Here is a 16,413-nt window from a genome sequence, read left to right as displayed (position 1 = left end):
GCCAGGCCCCTCTCAGCGCCTCACGGCGAGGCGATGCGTCCCAGCTCGGGCGGGATCTTGCTCGCCGCCTTGCGGTCCAGCAGGAACAACGTCCGCCCCCGCCCACGGGCCCCGGCGGCCGGCACCTGCACGGGCCCGGACTCCGACAGCGCGAGCCGCACGGCCCCCGACTTCTCCTCGCCGGCCGCCACCACCCACACCTCGCGGGAGGCCTGGATGGCGGGCAGCGTCAGGGAGATGCGGGTGGGCGGCGGCTTGGGCGAGCCGTGCACCGCGACCACCGGGCGCGTGTCGTAGAGCGCGGGCATCCCGGGGAACAGGGACGCCACGTGCGCGTCGGGGCCCATGCCGAGCAGCATCACGTCGAAGCTCGGCACCGGCCCGTGGTCCTCGGGCCTGGCGGCCTTGCGCAGCTCGGCGGCGTACGCGTCGGCCGACTCCTCGGCCGTCATGCCCGAGTCGGGGCCGCGCATGACGTGCACCCGCGCGGGGTCCACGTCCACGTGGTCGAGCAGGGCGTCGCGGGCGCCGGTCTCGTTGCGCTCCTTGTCGCCGGAGGGCACGAAGCGTTCGTCGCCCCACCAGACGTCCAGGCGCCGCCAGTCGACGGCGTCCCTGGCGGGGGTGGCGGCGATGGCCGCGAGCGTGGCGATGCCGACGGTGCCGCCCGTCAGCACGAGCGACGCCGAGCCCTTGGCCGACTGGACGTCCACGAGCCGGGTGATGATCCGCGCGGCGACGGCCTTGGCCAGGACGTCGGCGTCGCGGTGCACGACGATGCCGGGAACGCTCATGGTCGTCTCCCCTTGAACTGCCGTCATCCCTTGTACGTCCTCGCGAACCGCTTGACCGCGGCCTCGTAGATCTCGTCGGTGTCGAGCCTGCGCAGCTCCTCGGCCATCAGCTCCGAGGTCTGCCGCCTGGCCAGCGCCACGTTCCTGTCGGGCTGGCCGGGGCGGCACAGCGTGGCCAGCCGGGCGTCGGTCCTGACGACCGCCAGCTCGCCGTCGGAGACCTGGAGCCGCACGGCGGTCAGGCCTGGCCCGGGCGAGTCGACGACCTTGATCGGGGCGCCGAGCCGCTCCGACAGCCACGCGGCCAGCAGCGGCGCGCTCGGGTGGCCGGGCGAGGCCTCCACGGTGCCCTTGCGCACCTTGCCCACCGGCTGGTCGAACGCGGCGGCCAGCAGGCTGCGCCACGGCGTCAGCCGCGCCCACGACAGGTCGGTGTCGCCGCGCGCGTAGCCCTTGGCCCGGACGACCAGCGACTTGACGCCGCCGTCGTCGAACCCCTTGGCGTCGGTGATGCGCCGCTGCGCCAGCGCCCCGATCGCGTCCTTGGCCGGCGCGTCGGGCGCCGCGCCCGGCCACCACGCCACCACCGGCGTGTCGGGCAGCAGCAGCGGGCTGACCACGGAGTCGGCGTGGTCGGTGAGCTCGCCGTACAGGCGCAGCACCACGACCTCGCCTGGCGTGTTCTCGCCGATGCGCAGCTCCGCGTCGAGCCTGATGGCCTCCTCAGGCTCGCGCTTGATCACCACGATGATGCGCGACGGGTGCTCGCGGGCGGCCTCCGTGGCGGCGCGCAGCGCGTCGTACTGGTGGCGCTCCTCGCTGACCACGACGAGCGTGAGCACCATGCCGATGGCCGGTGCGCCCATCTGGTGACGGAGATGGGTGAGCTGGGCGGCGATCTTGCCCGCCGTGGTGTCCGTCAACATGAACGTGGTCATCTAGAGCCTCCTCCACACGCGGCCGTCGCGGGCCATCATCGCGTCGGCCGACTCGGGCCCCCACGAACCGGACTCGTACGGCTCCGGCTGCCCCTGCGTGGCCCAGAACTCCTCGATCGGGTCGAGGATGTTCCACGACAGCTCCACCTCCCGCTGGTGCGGGAAGAGCGGCGGATCGCCGATCATCACGTCGAGCAGCAGCCGCTCGTACGCCTCCGGCGACGACTCCAGGAACGACTCGCCGTAGGCGAAGTCCATGGACACGTCGCGGACCTCCATGGCGGTGCCGGGCACCTTCGACCCGAACCGCACCGTGATGCCCTCGTCGGGCTGGACGCGGACCACCAGCGCGTTCTGGCCGAGGATCTCGGTGTCGTCCTTGCTGAACGGCAGGTGCGGCGCCCGCTGGAACACCACGGCCACCTCGGTGACGCGGCGGCCCAGCCGCTTGCCGGTGCGCAGGTAGAACGGCACCCCGGCCCAGCGCCTGTTGGCGATCTCCAGCTTGATGGCGGCGTAGGTCTCGGTCGTGGACTGCGGGGAGATGCCCTCCTCCTGCAGGTAGCCGACGACCTTCTCGCCGCCCTGCCAGCCCGCGGAGTACTGGCCGCGCGCGGTGTTCAGCCCCAGGTTGGCGGGCAGCCGCACGGCCTTGAGCACCTTCTCCTTCTCCCGCCGCAGCGAGTTGGCCTCGAAGGAGGTCGGGTCCTCCATCGCGACGAGCGCGAGGAGCTGGAGCAGGTGGTTCTGGATCACGTCGCGGGCGGCGCCGATGCCGTCGTAGTAGCCGGCCCGGCCGCCGATGCCGATGTCCTCGGCCATCGTGATCTGCACGTGGTCGACGAAGCTGCGGTTCCAGATCGGCTCGTAGAGGTTGTTGGCGAACCTCAGCGCCATGATGTTCTGGACGGTCTCCTTGCCCAGGTAGTGGTCGATCCGGAAGATCGAGCTCTCCGGGAAGGCCGAGGTGGTGATCTCGTTCAGCTCGTGAGCCGACTTCAGGTCGTGCCCGAACGGCTTCTCGATCACCACGCGCCGCCACGACCCGTCGGGCGCGTCGGACAACCCCGTCCGCTTGAGCTGCTCCACCACCACGGGGAAGAACTTCGGCGGCACCGACAGGTAGAAAGCGTAGTTTCCGCCGGTGCCGCGGGTCTCGTCGATCTCAGCCAACGCCATGGCCAGCGCGTCGAACGCCCCGTCGTCAGAGAACTCGCCGGGCACGAAATGGATGCCCTCGCGGATCTGCTTCCAGACCTCCTCGCGGAACGGGGTCCTGGCGTGCGCCTTGACGGCGTCGTGCGTCAACTGGGCGAAATCCTGGTCTTTCCAATCGCGCCGGGCGAAGCCGACCAGCGAGAAGCCGGGCGGCAGCAGCCCCCGGTTCCCCAGGTCGTAGATCGCCGGCAGCAGCTTGCGCTTGGCCAGGTCACCCGTCACGCCGAACAACACCATCACACACGGCCCGGCCACCCGGGGCAGCCGCTTGTCGCGCGGGTCGCGCAGCGGGTTGGCGGCTGCCACTTCCTCAGTGGTGGCGGTGCCCGCGACGGCCGCCGCAACGGTGGCGGCTTCCTCCGCGGGTGCTGCCGGGTCTGTCATCTCAAGCCTCCTGTGCGGCTGCGAGCAAACGCGCGACGCCCGCCGCGCGGTCGGTCAAATGCAGGCGTACGGCCGGGCGCCCGCGGGTCTCCAGCGCCGCCAGATCCCCCAGGGCCTGGGCGAGCTGGAGCCTGCCCAGGCTGTACGGCCTGCCGGGCACGGCGACGTCCTCCGTCACCACCCCCGTGATCTGCAGGAACACGCCGTTCTGCGGCCCGCCCTTGTGGTACTGCCCGGTGGAGTGCAGGAACCGCGGCCCCCAGCCGAACGTCACCGGCCGGTCGGTCCGCAGCGCGAGCAGCGTCCGCAACGTCAGCGGATCGGCCATCATCCACGCGTCGGTCATCTGCTCGAAGTCGGCACCCTCGGGCACCGGGGCGTCGAAGGCGGCCAGCCGGTCCAGATAAGCCATGATCGCCAGGTAGCCGTCGCCGGGGATCGCGTGCAGCAGCTCCGCGAACAGCCCCGGCAGGTCCTTGGCCGTCGCCGCCCCGTACACCTCGACGGGGCCGTCGGTGAACGCGGGCGCGCCCGTCGGCAGGTCGGGCAGGGCCAGCAGGGCGGTGGTGTTCTCCTTCGACTCGGCCACCTGCGGCTGGTCGAACGGATCCACCTCCAGCAGCAGCCCGGCCACGGCGGTGGCGTACTCCCAGACCAGGAACTGCGCGCCCAGCGGCCCGTCCACGCGCACGTCGCCGACGTCGGACTCGATCGCGACGACCAGCTCGTCGCCCGACCGGTTGGGGTCGGCGCCGACGACCGGCAGGATGCCCCTGCCCTGCTTGCCGGTGGACTCGGCGACGAGCTGCTCGATCCAGTCGGGCAGCCCGAAGATGGGCGAGAGCTGGTCCTCCAGGAGCAGCTTGTCGCGCCCGGCCAGCGCCGCCCCGCCGAGCGCCGCCCCCAGGTCGAGCCCGGGGTTGCCGGTGTCGAGCGACAGCAGCGGCAGCACCTCGGCGGCCTCGTCGAGCAGCCCCGCCACGTCGGCCCCGGCCAGCGCGGCGGGCACCAGCCCGAACGCCGACAGCGCCGAGTAGCGGCCGCCCACGTCGGGCGGCGCGAGCACCAGCTCGTGGCCGCCGTCGGCGGCGAGCTGCTCCAGCGGCGAGCCCGGGTCGGTGACGACCACGACGCGGCCCGCGGGGTCGAGGCCCGCGTCCGCGAAGAGCCGCTGGTAGATCCGCAGATGACAGTCGGTCTCCACGGTCGAGCCGCTCTTGCTCGCCACCACCACGACCGTGGACTCCAGGCGGTCGGTCAGCGCGCGGCGGACCTGCCCCGGGTCGGTCGTGTCGAGCACGGTGAGCGGCACGTCGCCGGTGGCGCAGATGATCTCCGCGGCCAGCGACGAGCCGCCCATCCCGGCCAGGACCACGTTCGTCAGGCCCGCGGCGCGGGTTCTCGCCGCGAGCTCGCCCAGGGCGGGCAGCAGCTCGCGGGAGGAGCGGGGCAGGGTCAGCCAGCCGAGCCTGACCGCCGCCTCCGCCTCGGCGTCCTCACCCCACAGCGTGGGGTCGCCGCCGGCGAGCCGCGCGGGCACGCCGTCGGCGACGAGGCGCCCCGCGACGGAGGAGGCGGCCGAGGCCACCCCCTCCTCGCGGTAGGACACCTCCATCACGGAACCAGGTTCTTGGTGACGCTCTCGAGCAGCTCGTTCCAGGACGCCTCGAACTTCTCCACGCCCTCCTCCTCCAGGACCTTCACCACGTCGTCGTAGTCGACGCCGGCGTCCTTGAGCGCGGCCATGGTGTTCCAGGCCTGCTCGTAGAACGGGCGGACGGTGTCGCCGGTGACGTTGGCGTGGTCGGCCGTGGCGTCGAGCGTCTTCTCCGGCATCGTGTTGACGGTGCCGGGGGCGACGAGCTGGTCGACGTACATGGTGTCGGAGTATTCAGGGTTCTTGACGCCCGTCGAGGCCCACAGCGGGCGCTGCGGCCGGGCGCCGGCGGCGCGCAGGCTCTGCCACCGCTCGGAGTTCATGACCTCCTCGAACGCCGCGTACGCCAGGCGCGCGTTGGCGATGCCCGCCTTGCCCTTCAGCTCCGGCTTGCCGAGCTGCTCCAGGCGCTTGTCGATCTCGGTGTCGACGCGGCTGACGAAGAACGAGGCCACCGACTCGATCGAGGCCAGGTTCAGGCCCTTGGCCTGCGCGGCCTCCAGGCCGGCGAGCCAGGCGTCCATGACCGCGCGGTAGCGCTCCAGGGAGAAGATCAGCGTGACGTTGACGCTGATGCCCTCCGACAGCGCCTGCGTGATCGCGGGCAGGCCCTCGACCGTCGCCGGGATCTTGATCATCAGGTTGGGCCTGTCGACCAGCCACCACAGCGCGCGGGCCTCGGCGATCGTCTTCTCGCTCTCGCGGGCCAGCCGCGGGTCCACCTCCAGCGACACGCGGCCGTCCACGCCGCCGCTGGCGTCGTAGACCGGGCGCAGCACGTCGGCGGCCCAGCGGATGTCGTAGGCGGTGAGGGCGCGTACGGCCTCGCCCACCTCGACGCCGCGTACGGCCAGGTCGTGGAGCTGGCTGTCGTAGGCGTCGCCCTTGCTGAGCGCGTTGGCGAAGATCGTGGGGTTGGAGGTGACCCCGACGACGTTCTTCTCGCGGATCAGCTGCTCCAGGTTGCCGCTGCGCAGGCGCTCACGGCTGATGTCGTCGAGCCAGATGGCAACGCCCTGGCCGGACAGCTTCTTGAGGATCTCGCTCATCTCTTCTTCAGTTTCCCGTCGTCTCGCCCTTGTCCTGACCCAGCTTGGCCAGGCTCGCCTTGGCCGCCGCCGCCACGCGCTCAGCCGTCAGCCCGAACTGCTCGTACAAAGTCTTGTACGGCGCAGAGGCACCGAAGTGTTCGAGGCTGACCACCTCGCCGCACTCGCCGACGTACTCGTGCCAGCCGAGCGCGATGCCCGCCTCGACCGCCACCCGAGCCCGGATCGACGAGGGCAGAACCGTCTGCCTGTATGCGGTGTCCTGCCCGTTGAACCACTCGACACACGGCATCGAGACCACCCGCGTGGGGATGCCCTGCGCCTCCAGGAGGTCGCGGCCGTTCAGCGCGATCTCCACTTCGCTGCCCGTGGCGATGAGGATGACCTTCGGCTGGCCGTCGGACGCCTCACGCAGCACGTAGCCGCCGCGGGCCACGCCCTCGGCGCTGGTGCCCTCGACGACCGGCAGGTTCTGCCTGGTCAGCGCCAGCGCGGCGGGGCGGTCGGTGTGCTCCAGCACGGTCTTCCACGCGTACGCCGTCTCGTTGGCGTCGGCCGGGCGCACCACGTCGAGGCCGGGGATCGCGCGCAGCGCCCACAGGTGCTCGATCGGCTGGTGGGTGGGGCCGTCCTCGCCGAGGCCGATCGAGTCGTGCGTCCACACGTACGTGACCGGCAGCTTCATCAGCGCGGCCAGCCGAACCGCGGGCCGCATGTAGTCGGAGAAGACCAGGAACGTGCCGCCGTACGGGCGGGTGCCGCCGTGCAGCGCGATGCCGTTGAGAATGGCGCCCATGGCGTGCTCGCGGATGCCGAAGTGCAGCGTGCGGCCGAAGCGGTTGCCCTTGAAGTCCTTGGTCTGGAACTCCTCGGGGATGAAGGACGGCTCGCCCTTCATCGTGGTGAGGTTGGACTCGGCCAGGTCGGCCGAGCCGCCCCACAGCTCGGGCAGCACCGGGGCCAGCGCGTTGAGCACCTCGCCGCTCGCCTTGCGGGTGGCGACGGAGGAGCCCTTCTCGAACGACGGCAGCGCGGTGGCCCAGCCGGCCGGCAGCTCGCGGCGGGAGATGCGGTCGAGCTCGGCGGCGCGCTCGGGGTTGGCCAGGCGCCACTCGGCGTAGGACTTGTCCCACTCGGCGTGCTCGGTGCGCCCGCGCTGGGCGACGCCGCGGGCGTGCTCCAGCACCTCGGCCGGCACGTCGAAGGTCTTGGCCGGGTCCAGGCCCAGCACTTCCTTGGTGGCCTTCACCTCGGCCTCGCCCAGGGCGGAGCCGTGGATCTTGCCGGTGTTCTGCTTGTTGGGCGCCGGGTAGCCGATGATCGTGCGCAGCCGGATGAACGACGGCCTGTCCGTCTCCGCCCTGGCCGCCTGCAGCGCCTCGTAGAGGGCCTGGACGTCCTCGACGTACTCGCCGGACTCGGTCCAGTCGACGCTCTGGGTGTGCCAGCCGTAGGCCTCGTAGCGCTTGACCACGTCCTCCGACAGGGCGATCTGCGTGTCGTCCTCGATGGAGATGTGGTTGTCGTCGTAGACGACGACGAGGTTGCCCAGCTTCTGGTGGCCGGCGAGCGAGCTGGCCTCGTGGCTGATGCCCTCCTCGATGTCACCGTCGCTGACGAAGCACCAGATGTTGTGGTCGAACGGCGAGGCGCCGTCGGCGGACTCGGGGTCGAACAGGCCGCGCTCGCGGCGGGCCGCCATGGCCATGCCGACGGCGTTGGCGATGCCCTGGCCGAGCGGGCCCGTCGTGGTCTCCACACCCGCCGTGTGCCCGTGCTCGGGGTGACCCGGCGTCAGACTGTCCCACTGCCGCAGGCGCCTGAGGTCGTCCAGCGTCAGGCCGTAACCGGACAGGTAGAGCTGGATGTAGAGCGTCAGGCTGCTGTGGCCGCACGACAGGACGAAACGGTCACGGCCGAGCCAGTTCGGGTCAGTCGGGTCGTGACGCATCACGCGCTGGAACAGCAGGTATGCGGCGGGGGCCAGACTCATGGCGGTGCCGGGGTGACCCGAGCCCGCCTTCTCCACTGCGTCCATCGCCAGTGCTCGAACGACGTCGACCGCCTGCTTGTCGAGGTCGGTCCATTCAAGGGCTGGCACGAGTTCGGTGCTCAAGTGCTCGATCTCCGGAATCTAGTTGTCATTGGTCGTACCGCCTGCCGCGGCTCGCCGCAGGTTGCGCTGCGCGCGCGCCTACACGGAAACCCTAACCGGGTGGAGCTGGCGATCGATTCCCATTCCCACCTTCGCGTGTCCATGTACGGCGCAAGCCCCCCATTGGCCGGACCGGCCGCCCCTGCGACTACAGTTTGTTTGTTCGCAGGGGCGCCACCGGCGCCCGCCCATGGATCCGCTCTCATCAGAGGTTACGCGTTGACTTCCGACAGGCTGGAAGCGCCTTGACGGTGCTGACCAACAGGCAGGCGACGGCCCCATCACCGCAGGTGAAGGCGCCGCGCTCGATCGGCATGATCGTCAAGGCCTACATCGCGCTCACCAAGCCGCGGATCATCGAGCTGCTGCTGATCACGACACTGCCCGTGATGTTCCTCGCGGCGGGCGGCCTGCCGCCGCTGTGGACGTCGATCGCGGTCATGGTGTTCGGCACCCTGTCGGCGGGCAGCGCCAACGCGCTCAACTGCTACGTGGACCGCGACATCGACCAGAAGATGCGCCGCACCCGCCGCAGGCCGCTGGCCAGGCACCAGGTCTCGCCGCGCGGCGCGCTGATCTTCGGCATCGTGCTGGGCGTGCTGTCCACGGCCGGCCTGTGGCTGACCACCAACTGGCTGGCCGCGGTCCTGTCGCTCGCCGCGATCCTGTTCTACGTGCTGGTCTACTCGATGCTGCTCAAGCGCCGCACGGCGCAGAACATCGTGTGGGGCGGCATCGCGGGCTGCATGCCGGTCATGATCGGCTGGGCGGGCATCACCGAGCGGCTCGACTGGGCGCCGCTGGTGCTGTTCGGGGTGGTGTTCTTCTGGACGCCGCCGCACACCTGGACGCTGGCCATGCGCTACAAGGAGGACTACGCGGCGGCCAAGGTGCCGATGCTGCCGGTGGTGGCCACCGAGCGGCGGGTCATCATGGAGTCCATCGCCTACACCTGGGCCACCGTGCTGTGCTCGCTGGCGTTGTGGCCGGTGGCGGGCACCACGTTGTTCTACCCGGTCGTGGCGGCCGTGCTGGGCGCGATGTGCCTGTGGGAGGTGCACCGCCTGCTGGCCAGGCTCAACTCGGGCAAGAGCGGTGTGGACCTGCGGCCGATGCGCTTCTTCCACTGGTCGAACGCCTACCTGGCGCTGCTGTTCCTCGCGGTGGCGATCGACCCGCTGCTGGCCTGATCGTGGAGAGCCCGGCCGTTGCGCCGGGCTTTTTCGCGTTCCTATGATGCACATGTGAACAGCTCTTCAGGTGTTGTGACGCACTTGAGGGAGACGGGATGAGCGGGGGCCACGGGCACGGTCACACGGCCGGCGCCGACAGGCGGTACCTGATCGGCGCGCTGGCGCTCATCGCCGGCTACATGGCCGTCGAGGTCGTCGCGGGTGTGATCGCCAACTCGATCGCGCTGATCTCGGACGCCGCCCACCTGCTGACCGACGCCAGCGCCATCGCGCTGGCCCTGGTCGCGATGCGCATCGCCGCCAGGCCGGCCGGCGGCGCCTACACCTTCGGCTACCAGCGGGCCGAGATCCTCTCCGCGCAGATCAACGGCGTGACGCTGCTCCTGCTGGTGGCGTACTTCGCCTACGAGGGCGTGCGCCGCCTCCTCGACCCGCCCGACGTGCACGGGCCCGTCGTGCTGGGCACCGCCGTGGCGGGCGTCGCCGTGAACGCGCTGGCCGCGTGGCTGCTGTCCAGGGCGAACCGGCGCAGCCTCAACGTCGAGGGCGCCTTCCAGCACGTGCTCAACGACATGTACGCGTTCATCGCCACGGCCGTCTCGGGAGCCGTGGTCTGGCTGACCGGCTTCCGCCAGGCCGACACGATCGCCGCCCTGGTCGTGGCCGCGCTGATGCTCAAAGCAGGCTGGGGCCTGCTGCGCGACTCCGGCCGGGTGCTGCTGCAGGCGGCCCCCGCCGGCCTCGACCCGGACGAGATCGGCCGCCTGCTGGCCGCTCAGCGCGACGTGGAGGAGGTGCACGACCTCCATGTCTGGACGGTGACGAGTGGCTACCCGACCCTGTCGGCCCACGTGCTGGTGGCGCGCGGCGCCGACTGCCACCGGGTGCGCACGCGGCTCGCCGACCTGCTGCACGAGCGGTTCGCGATCGGCCACACCACCCTCCAGGTCGATCACGGCGCCCCCGGCCTGGAGCGGCACTGCGTGGACCCGCACGGACCCCGGCACTCTGATCCGTTAAAGTCACCCTATGGCGAGCCGTGATCCACGCTGGGTGTTGAAGGACCGCCCGTCGTTCGCGTTGATCATCGGGCTGGTCCTCACCGGCATCTGCGCCCTGGTCTCGTTCTCCTTCGACGTGTTCAACGGCGCGCCGGTGCAGTTCTTCATCGCCCTGGCGCTGGCGCTCGCGCCGGTTCCGCTGCTGCTGGCGGCCGTGCTGGCGCTCGACCGGATGGAGCCGGAGCCGCGCAGCAACCTGATCTTCGCCTTCGCCTGGGGCGCGGGCGTGGCGGTGCTCGTGGCCGGCGTGATCAACTCGCTCAACCTGCACTACATCATCGACACCGCCAAGCTGTCGGAGGCCAGCGCGCGCAACCTCGCGGCCACGTTCGGCGCGCCGGTGGTGGAGGAGACGATGAAGGGCCTGGTGCTGCTGGGCCTGCTCCGCTTCCGCAGGGCCGAGCTCGACGGGCCGACCGACGGCATCATCTACGCCAGCATGGTCGGCCTCGGCTTCGCCATGAGCGAGAACGTCAGCTACTACCTGGGCGCGCTGTCCACCTCCGGGGTCAAGGGGCTGGCCGTCACCGTGGTGCTGCGCGGCATCCTGTCGCCGCTGGCCCACCCGCTGTTCAGCTCGATGATCGGGGTCGCCGTCGCGTACGCGGCCCAGCGCAGGGGGCCCGAGCGCAGCACGTACGTGCTGGCGGGGTGGACGGCGGCGATGATCCTGCACGGGCTGTGGAACGGCCTGGCCTCCTACGGCGGGTTCCCCGGGCTGGTGGTGGCCTATCTGACGCTGCTGGTGGTGCTGGTCGTGCTCATCGGCGTGGTGTTCAGGGACCGGCGGCGCATCGTGGCGCTCATCCAGCGCTACCTGCCGGCGTACGAGCCGACCAAGCTGGTCACCCAGGCCGACATCTTCATGCTCTCGGCCTTCGCCCGGCGGCGGCAGGCCAGGCAGTGGGCCCGCGCGCACGGCGGCAAGCCGGGGCTGCGGGCGATGCGCGACTACCAGCTCGCCGCCACCGAGCTGGGCCTGCTGCACGAGCGGGCGGCCCGCCACATGGTCGACGAGCACACCTTCCACGAGGAGCAGCGGGCGCTGCTGGAGTGCATGAGCACCGCCCGCGCCGACTTCCCGGTGCCGGAGATGCACGCCAGGTCGGTGGCCAGGGGGTCGCCGCCGCCCGGCTACGCGCCCGGCGCGCCCGGCTGAGACAGAGCGCGGGGTGACCACACGCCGTGGGACCTCCGGCTACGCGCCCGGCTGGGACAGGATGCGGGTGAGTGAGACCTCGCGGGGCCCCGGGTAGACCGGGTCGGAGTTCAGGACCAGGGCGTCGGTGAAGGCCTTGGCGGTGGCGAACAGCTCGCGGGCGGCGTAGGCGTACGTGGTCGCGGCCCAGCGCCTGGAGGAGTCGTCACCGGCGCCGAACGCCTCCAGCCCGGCCGTCCTGCACAGCGTCACGGCCCTGGGGATGTGGAACTCCTGGGTCACCACGGTCACCCGCTCAGCGCCGAACACCTCGCGCGCCCGCACGCACGAGTCCCACGTGTCGAACCCGGCGTAGTCGAGCACCATCACCGCGTCGGGCACCCCCTTGGCGCGCAGGTAGTCGCGCATGGCGGTGGGCTCGTCGTACTCCACGCGGCTGTTGTCGCCCGACAGCAGCAGCGCCTTCACCTTGCCCGCCAGGTACAGCTCGGCGGCGATGTCGAGCCTGCGGGCCAGCATCGGGGAGGGGTGCCCGGCGAACAGGCCGGCGCCGAGCACCAGCGCGGCCTGCGTCTCGGGCACCCGCCGGATCCAGCCCGCGTCCTCGGCCATCGCCCGGTGTCCAGAGCTGCCGAGCCAGGCCCACGTCATGGGCGCCAGCGTGAGCACGCTGGCCAGCACCAGCCCCTGGTACGCGCGGCGCAGCGCCTTCCGGGAGAGGCGGACTTTTCCCCGCAAAGCACACCCCTTCCGGGCCGGGGGAGTGGCGAACGTAACACCACATACCCTGGCATATCCGCTCAGGCGACGGCGGCTGCCTCGGTGGGGGAGTGGGCGGCGGCCGACGGCTCGGGGTCGCGGGAGCGCAGCGAGGTGGCGACCCTCAGCGCGGCGATCCAGACCAGCGTCGAGCCGACGACGTGCAGCAGGACCAGCACCGCCGGCACGGCCAGGAACCACTGCGTGTAGCCGATCACGCCCTGCAGCAGTTCCACGCCGAGCGCGGCCAGCGCCGCCCGCTTGGCCGCTCGCGGCGCGTCGGTCACGTGCAGGGCGAACAGCAGCGCGAACGTCAGCCCCACCACCACGTAGGCCACGTCGGCGTGCAGCCTGGCCACGGTCTCGATGTCTAGGTCGAAGCGGGAGGCCATCTCGTCGCCCGAGTGCGGCCCAGTGCCGCTGACCACGACCCCGATCACCAGCAGCGCGAACACGGCCGCCACCAGCGAATGGCCGAGCACGCGGATGTTGCGGTGGACGACCGGCCGCGCCGGCCCGTCGCCCTCGCCCGCGCGCGCGTACAACATCCAGCAGGCCGCGATCAGGCCGCTGGAGATGAGGTAGTGCATGCCGACGGTGAACGGGTTGAGCGTCGTGTTGACCACCACCCCGCCCCACAGGGCCTGCGCGATGATCCCGATCGGCTGCAGCCAGGCCAGGCGGATCAGGGAGACGCGGCGCGGGCGCATCCGCACGGCGGCCACCCAGCAGGCGATGCCCACGGCCAGCACCAGGAACGCGAGCAGCCGGTTGCCGAACTCGACGGCCATGTTCAGCGGCGACACCTCGGGGTGCGCGACCGGGATGAAGCTGTCGGGCGTGCACCTGGGCCATGTGGGGCAGCCGAGCCCGGAGGCGGTGACGCGCACGCCCGCCCCGGTGACCGTGATGCCGGCGTTGACCACCACGGAGGCCAACGCCCAGACGCGCATCGAGCGCGTCGTCGGCGCCCAGAAGGACCGGATGAAACGCGCGAGGAGGTGGGGGTTGTCCGTGGGTAGCTTCACGTCATCGATGGTAGGGGCCCCACTGGCCGGTCCGGCCATCGGGCTCGTGGGAGCTGCGGACTTCTCAAGCATCCAAGGTATGTGACATATTACTGGCAGGAGGTGGTGATGTCCGACGTGATCGTCGTCGGCGCGGGAGTGGTGGGAGCGGCCTGCGCCTACTACGCGGCGCGCGCGGGCCTCGACGTGACCGTGATCGACCGCGGCCCGGTGGCCGGCGGCACGACCGGCTCGGGCGAGGGCAACGTGCTGGTCTCCGACAAGGAACCGGGCCCCGAGCTGGACCTGGCCGTGCTGTCGAACCGGCTGTGGCGCTCGCTGGCCGAGCTCGGCGGGTTCGAGTTCGAGCCGAAGGGCGGCCTCGTCGTCGCCGAGACCGAGGACGTCCAGCGGCAGCTCACCGAGCTGGCGGGCAAGCAGGGCGTCGAGCACACCCTCGTGCCCGCCCCCAGGCTGCGCGACCACGAGCCGCACCTGGCGGAAGGCCTGGCCGGAGGCGTGTTCTACCCCCAGGACGCCCAGGTGCAGCCCATGCTCGCCGCCGCCGCCCTGCTGCGGCACGGCGCGGAACGCTTCGGCCACGGCACGCTGCGGCTGCGGCTCGGCGCCACCGTGACCGGCGTCCTGCGCTCGGGAGACCGGGTGACCGGCGTGCGCACCACACAGGGCGACGTACTCGGCGACGCCGTCGTCAACGCGGCGGGCACCTGGGGCGGCGAGGTCGCCGCGCTCGCGGGCGTGCACCTGCCGGTGCTGCCCAGGCGCGGGTTCATCCTCGTCACCGAGCCGCTGCGCGAGCCGCTCATCAGGCACAAGGTCTACACCGCCGCCTACGTGACGAACGTGGCCAGCGACTCCGCAGGGCTGGAGACCTCCGCCGTGGTGGAGGGCACGCCCGCCGGGACCGTGCTCATCGGGGCCAGCAGGGAACGCGTCGGGTTCGACAGGACCACGTCGGTGCCGGTGCTGGCGCGGCTGGCCGAGCAGGCGGTCGCGCTCTTCCCGGCGCTGAAGGAGGTGCGGGCGATCCGGTCGTACTGCGGGTTCCGGCCGTACTGTCCCGATCACCTGCCGGTCATCGGGGCGGATCCGCGGGCGCCCGGGTTGTATCACGCGTGCGGTCATGAAGGCGCGGGGATCGGGCTGGCCCCGGCCACCGGGCACCTGCTCGCCCAGCTTCTCGCGGGCGAGCAGACCGATCTCGACCTGCGGCCCTTCCGCCCCGACCGTTTCCCCGCACCCTCGCTCTCCTCCGAGGAGGCCTCGTGACCTTCCACATCACCGTCGACGGCCGCCCCGTGCCCGTCGTGCCGGGGCAGACCATCGGCGCGGCCCTGCACGCGGCCGGGGTGCGGTCCTGGCGCACCACCCGCTTCGGCGGCCGGCCGCGCGGGCTGTTCTGCGGGATCGGGGTCTGCTTCGACTGCCTGATCTCGGTGAACGGGCGCCCGCCCGAGCGGGCCTGCCTGCTGGAGGCCGAGCCCGGGGACGAGGTGACGACGGCGTGACGTACGACCTCGTGGTGGTCGGCGGCGGGCCCGCCGGCGTGGCGGGCGCGCTCACGGCGGCGCTGGCCGGGCTGCGGGTGGCGCTGGTGGACTCCGGGATCCGGCTCGGCGGCCAGTACTTCAGGCACGCGGCCCGGCCCGAACGCGCGCCCGGACTCGATCGGTTCCTGCGGCAGGCGCGGGTGCTCGACGCGCGCGCCGACGTGCTGCTGCGGCACCAGGTGTGGGCGGTGTCCCGCGAGCCGGACGGCGACCTGCTCGTGCACTGCGCGACCAGGGACGCCTCCGCGCCCGGCGAGCGGGCGGTGGTGCTGCGGGCGCGGCGGTTGCTGATCGCGACCGGGGCGCACGACCGGCCGCTGCCGTTCCCCGGCTGGGACCTGCCGGGCGTGCTCACCGCCGGCGGCGCCCAGGCGCTGCTCAAGGGCGGCGGAGTGGTGGCGGGCCGCCGCATCGTGGTGTCCGGCACCGGCCCGTTCCTGCTGCCCGTCGCCACGGGCCTGGCGGGCGCGGGGGCGCGGGTGCTCGGCGTGTACGAGGCCAACGGCGGCCTCGGCCTGGCCAGGCACCCCGTACTGGCGCTGGGCAAGTCCGGGGAGGCGGCGGGATACGCGGCGGCCCTGGCCAGGCACCGGGTGCCGTACCGGACGAGGCAGGCGGTGGTGGCCGCGCACGGCGAGCACGAGGTGGAGGCCGTCACCGTCGCCCGCCTCGACCCCGACTGGAACGTCACCGGCACCCACGTCGTCGAGTGCGACGCTCTTGCCGTCGGGTACGGCTTCGTGCCGCAGATCGAGCTGGGGACGCAGCTCGGCTGCGAGACCCGCCACGACGTGGACGGCAGCCCGGTGCTGAGCGTGGACGCCACCCTCCGGACCAGCGTGCCGGGCGTGTGGGCGGCGGGCGAGCCCGTGGGGGTGGGCGGCTGGCGGCTGGCCGAACTGGAGGGCCGCCTCGCCGGCCGCGCCATCGTCGCCGACGCCCGCCAGGCCCGTGGCGCCGACGCCCGCCCCGCGCCTGGGGCCGACGATCGCACCGCGCCCGCTGGCGTTCGTCGCGTGCCAGGGGCCGGAGGCGTGCCGGTGGGTGGGAGCGCGGCCGCTGTCGTGCCGCCGTTGTTCGCGCGGAGGCGGGAGCGGTGGCGGGCGTTCGGGGAGGCGCTGCAGCGCGCGTACCCCGTCAAGCCCGGCTGGCAGGGCTGGTTGCGCGACGACACGCTCGTGTGCCGGTGCGAGGAGGTGCCGCTGGCCCGGGTACGCGAGGCGCAGGCCCTCGGCGCCACCGACGCGCGCGCGGTCAAGCTGCTGGCCAGGCCCGGCATGGGCTGGTGCCAGGGCCGCGTCTGCGGCTACGCCGTCTCCTGCCTGGCAGGCGAACGGCCGCAGCCGCCCCGCCGCCCGATCGCCCAGCCCGTCACTCTGGGCGCCCTGGCCTCCCTCACCACCCCTGCTGACGATGACACCAGCGACACTCCCCCCGACGACCCTTCCGCTCACTGACCCCCCGACAC

At 72.2% G+C, this 16,413-nt stretch carries 14 protein-coding genes; 6 read left to right on the top strand and 8 right to left on the bottom strand.

The genetic code is table 11. The features are described from left to right. Nucleotides 1-20: 20 nt before the first annotated feature. Genes pgl through tkt form a run of 6 tightly spaced genes read right to left on the bottom strand, consistent with a single transcriptional unit; the run spans nucleotide 21 to nucleotide 8,078 of the window. On the bottom strand, nucleotides 21-794 hold the full coding sequence (gene pgl / locus ABD331_RS17035) for a 6-phosphogluconolactonase (protein WP_344475660.1): 774 nt from the start codon (nucleotides 792-794) through the stop codon (nucleotides 21-23). Between the two features lie 23 nt (nucleotides 795-817). After that, nucleotides 818-1,732 carry a glucose-6-phosphate dehydrogenase assembly protein OpcA gene (locus tag ABD331_RS17030; protein ID WP_344475658.1) on the bottom strand — a complete coding sequence of 305 codons (915 nt, stop codon included), beginning with the start codon at nucleotides 1,730-1,732 and terminating at the stop codon, nucleotides 818-820. Continuing rightward, nucleotides 1,733-3,334, bottom strand: a complete 1,602-nt coding sequence (zwf, locus tag ABD331_RS17025) for a glucose-6-phosphate dehydrogenase (protein ID WP_344475656.1) — start codon at nucleotides 3,332-3,334, stop codon at nucleotides 1,733-1,735. A gap of 1 nt (nucleotide 3,335) precedes the next feature. Beyond that, nucleotides 3,336-4,949, bottom strand: a complete 1,614-nt coding sequence (locus ABD331_RS17020; protein ID WP_344475761.1) for a glucose-6-phosphate isomerase — start codon at nucleotides 4,947-4,949, stop codon at nucleotides 3,336-3,338. Next, nucleotides 4,949-6,040 (bottom strand): transaldolase, encoded by a 1,092-nt coding sequence (tal, locus tag ABD331_RS17015; protein ID WP_344475653.1) that lies wholly within the window; start codon nucleotides 6,038-6,040, stop codon nucleotides 4,949-4,951. Before tal ends, ABD331_RS17020 begins: the two co-directional genes overlap by 1 nt. Before the next feature lie 7 nt (nucleotides 6,041-6,047). Further along, nucleotides 6,048-8,078, bottom strand: a complete 2,031-nt coding sequence (gene tkt, locus ABD331_RS17010; protein WP_425566005.1) for a transketolase — start codon at nucleotides 8,076-8,078, stop codon at nucleotides 6,048-6,050. Between the two features lie 362 nt (nucleotides 8,079-8,440). Between tkt and ABD331_RS17005 the strand changes: the two genes are divergently transcribed. The 3 genes from ABD331_RS17005 to ABD331_RS16995 all read left to right on the top strand — a co-directional run bounded on the left by ABD331_RS17005 (nucleotide 8,441) and on the right by ABD331_RS16995 (nucleotide 11,608). Next, entirely contained in the window at nucleotides 8,441-9,385 is a 945-nt protein-coding gene (locus tag ABD331_RS17005) for a heme o synthase (RefSeq protein ID WP_344475647.1), read from the top strand. 98 nt (nucleotides 9,386-9,483) lie between these two features. Next, a complete protein-coding gene (locus ABD331_RS17000) occupies nucleotides 9,484-10,431 on the top strand; it encodes a cation diffusion facilitator family transporter (protein WP_344475645.1) in 948 nt (315 codons plus the stop codon). Next, entirely contained in the window at nucleotides 10,418-11,608 is a 1,191-nt protein-coding gene (locus tag ABD331_RS16995) for a PrsW family intramembrane metalloprotease (protein ID WP_148432993.1), read from the top strand. Before ABD331_RS17000 ends, ABD331_RS16995 begins: the two co-directional genes overlap by 14 nt. Before the next feature lie 39 nt (nucleotides 11,609-11,647). On the opposite strand, the gene ABD331_RS16990 is transcribed toward ABD331_RS16995, so the two are convergent. After that, complete coding sequence (locus ABD331_RS16990; protein ID WP_344475641.1) at nucleotides 11,648-12,346, bottom strand: SanA/YdcF family protein; 699 nt, start codon at nucleotides 12,344-12,346, stop codon at nucleotides 11,648-11,650. 62 nt (nucleotides 12,347-12,408) lie between these two features. Then, the gene (locus ABD331_RS16985) at nucleotides 12,409-13,395 is read right to left on the bottom strand and encodes a COX15/CtaA family protein (protein WP_344475640.1); all 987 of its coding nucleotides are present in this window, start codon (nucleotides 13,393-13,395) and stop codon (nucleotides 12,409-12,411) included. Nucleotides 13,396-13,476: 81 nt separating this feature from the next. Here ABD331_RS16985 and ABD331_RS16980 point away from each other — a divergent pair, with 81 nt between their 5' ends. The 3 genes from ABD331_RS16980 to ABD331_RS16970 are packed head-to-tail and all read left to right on the top strand — an operon-like array spanning nucleotide 13,477 to nucleotide 16,402. Beyond that, a complete protein-coding gene (locus ABD331_RS16980; RefSeq protein ID WP_344475638.1) occupies nucleotides 13,477-14,664 on the top strand; it encodes an NAD(P)/FAD-dependent oxidoreductase in 1,188 nt (395 codons plus the stop codon). Next, nucleotides 14,661-14,903 (top strand): (2Fe-2S)-binding protein, encoded by a 243-nt coding sequence (locus ABD331_RS16975; protein ID WP_344475636.1) that lies wholly within the window; start codon nucleotides 14,661-14,663, stop codon nucleotides 14,901-14,903. Before ABD331_RS16980 ends, ABD331_RS16975 begins: the two co-directional genes overlap by 4 nt. Further along, complete coding sequence (locus ABD331_RS16970; RefSeq protein ID WP_344475634.1) at nucleotides 14,900-16,402, top strand: FAD/NAD(P)-dependent oxidoreductase; 1,503 nt, start codon at nucleotides 14,900-14,902, stop codon at nucleotides 16,400-16,402. Before ABD331_RS16975 ends, ABD331_RS16970 begins: the two co-directional genes overlap by 4 nt. Nucleotides 16,403-16,413: the final 11 nt, after the last annotated feature.

Source organism: Nonomuraea monospora (assembly GCF_039531895.1).
Lineage (GTDB): Bacteria > Actinomycetota > Actinomycetes > Streptosporangiales > Streptosporangiaceae > Nonomuraea > Nonomuraea monospora.
Note: the sequence above shows the minus strand (reverse complement) of the source record. Positions and strands in the feature narration are given on the sequence as shown.

Coding starts and splice junctions, on each gene's coding strand:
- pgl (WP_344475660.1), bottom strand. CDS start 794: ATGAGCGTTCCCGGCATCGTCGTGCACCGCGACGCCGACGTCCTGGCC.
- ABD331_RS17030 (WP_344475658.1), bottom strand. CDS start 1,732: ATGACCACGTTCATGTTGACGGACACCACGGCGGGCAAGATCGCCGCC.
- zwf (WP_344475656.1), bottom strand. CDS start 3,334: ATGACAGACCCGGCAGCACCCGCGGAGGAAGCCGCCACCGTTGCGGCG.
- ABD331_RS17020 (WP_344475761.1), bottom strand. CDS start 4,949: ATGGAGGTGTCCTACCGCGAGGAGGGGGTGGCCTCGGCCGCCTCCTCC.
- tal (WP_344475653.1), bottom strand. CDS start 6,040: ATGAGCGAGATCCTCAAGAAGCTGTCCGGCCAGGGCGTTGCCATCTGG.
- tkt (WP_425566005.1), bottom strand. CDS start 8,078: ATGGACGCAGTGGAGAAGGCGGGCTCGGGTCACCCCGGCACCGCCATG.
- ABD331_RS17000 (WP_344475645.1), top strand. CDS start 9,484: ATGAGCGGGGGCCACGGGCACGGTCACACGGCCGGCGCCGACAGGCGG.
- ABD331_RS16995 (WP_148432993.1), top strand. CDS start 10,418: ATGGCGAGCCGTGATCCACGCTGGGTGTTGAAGGACCGCCCGTCGTTC.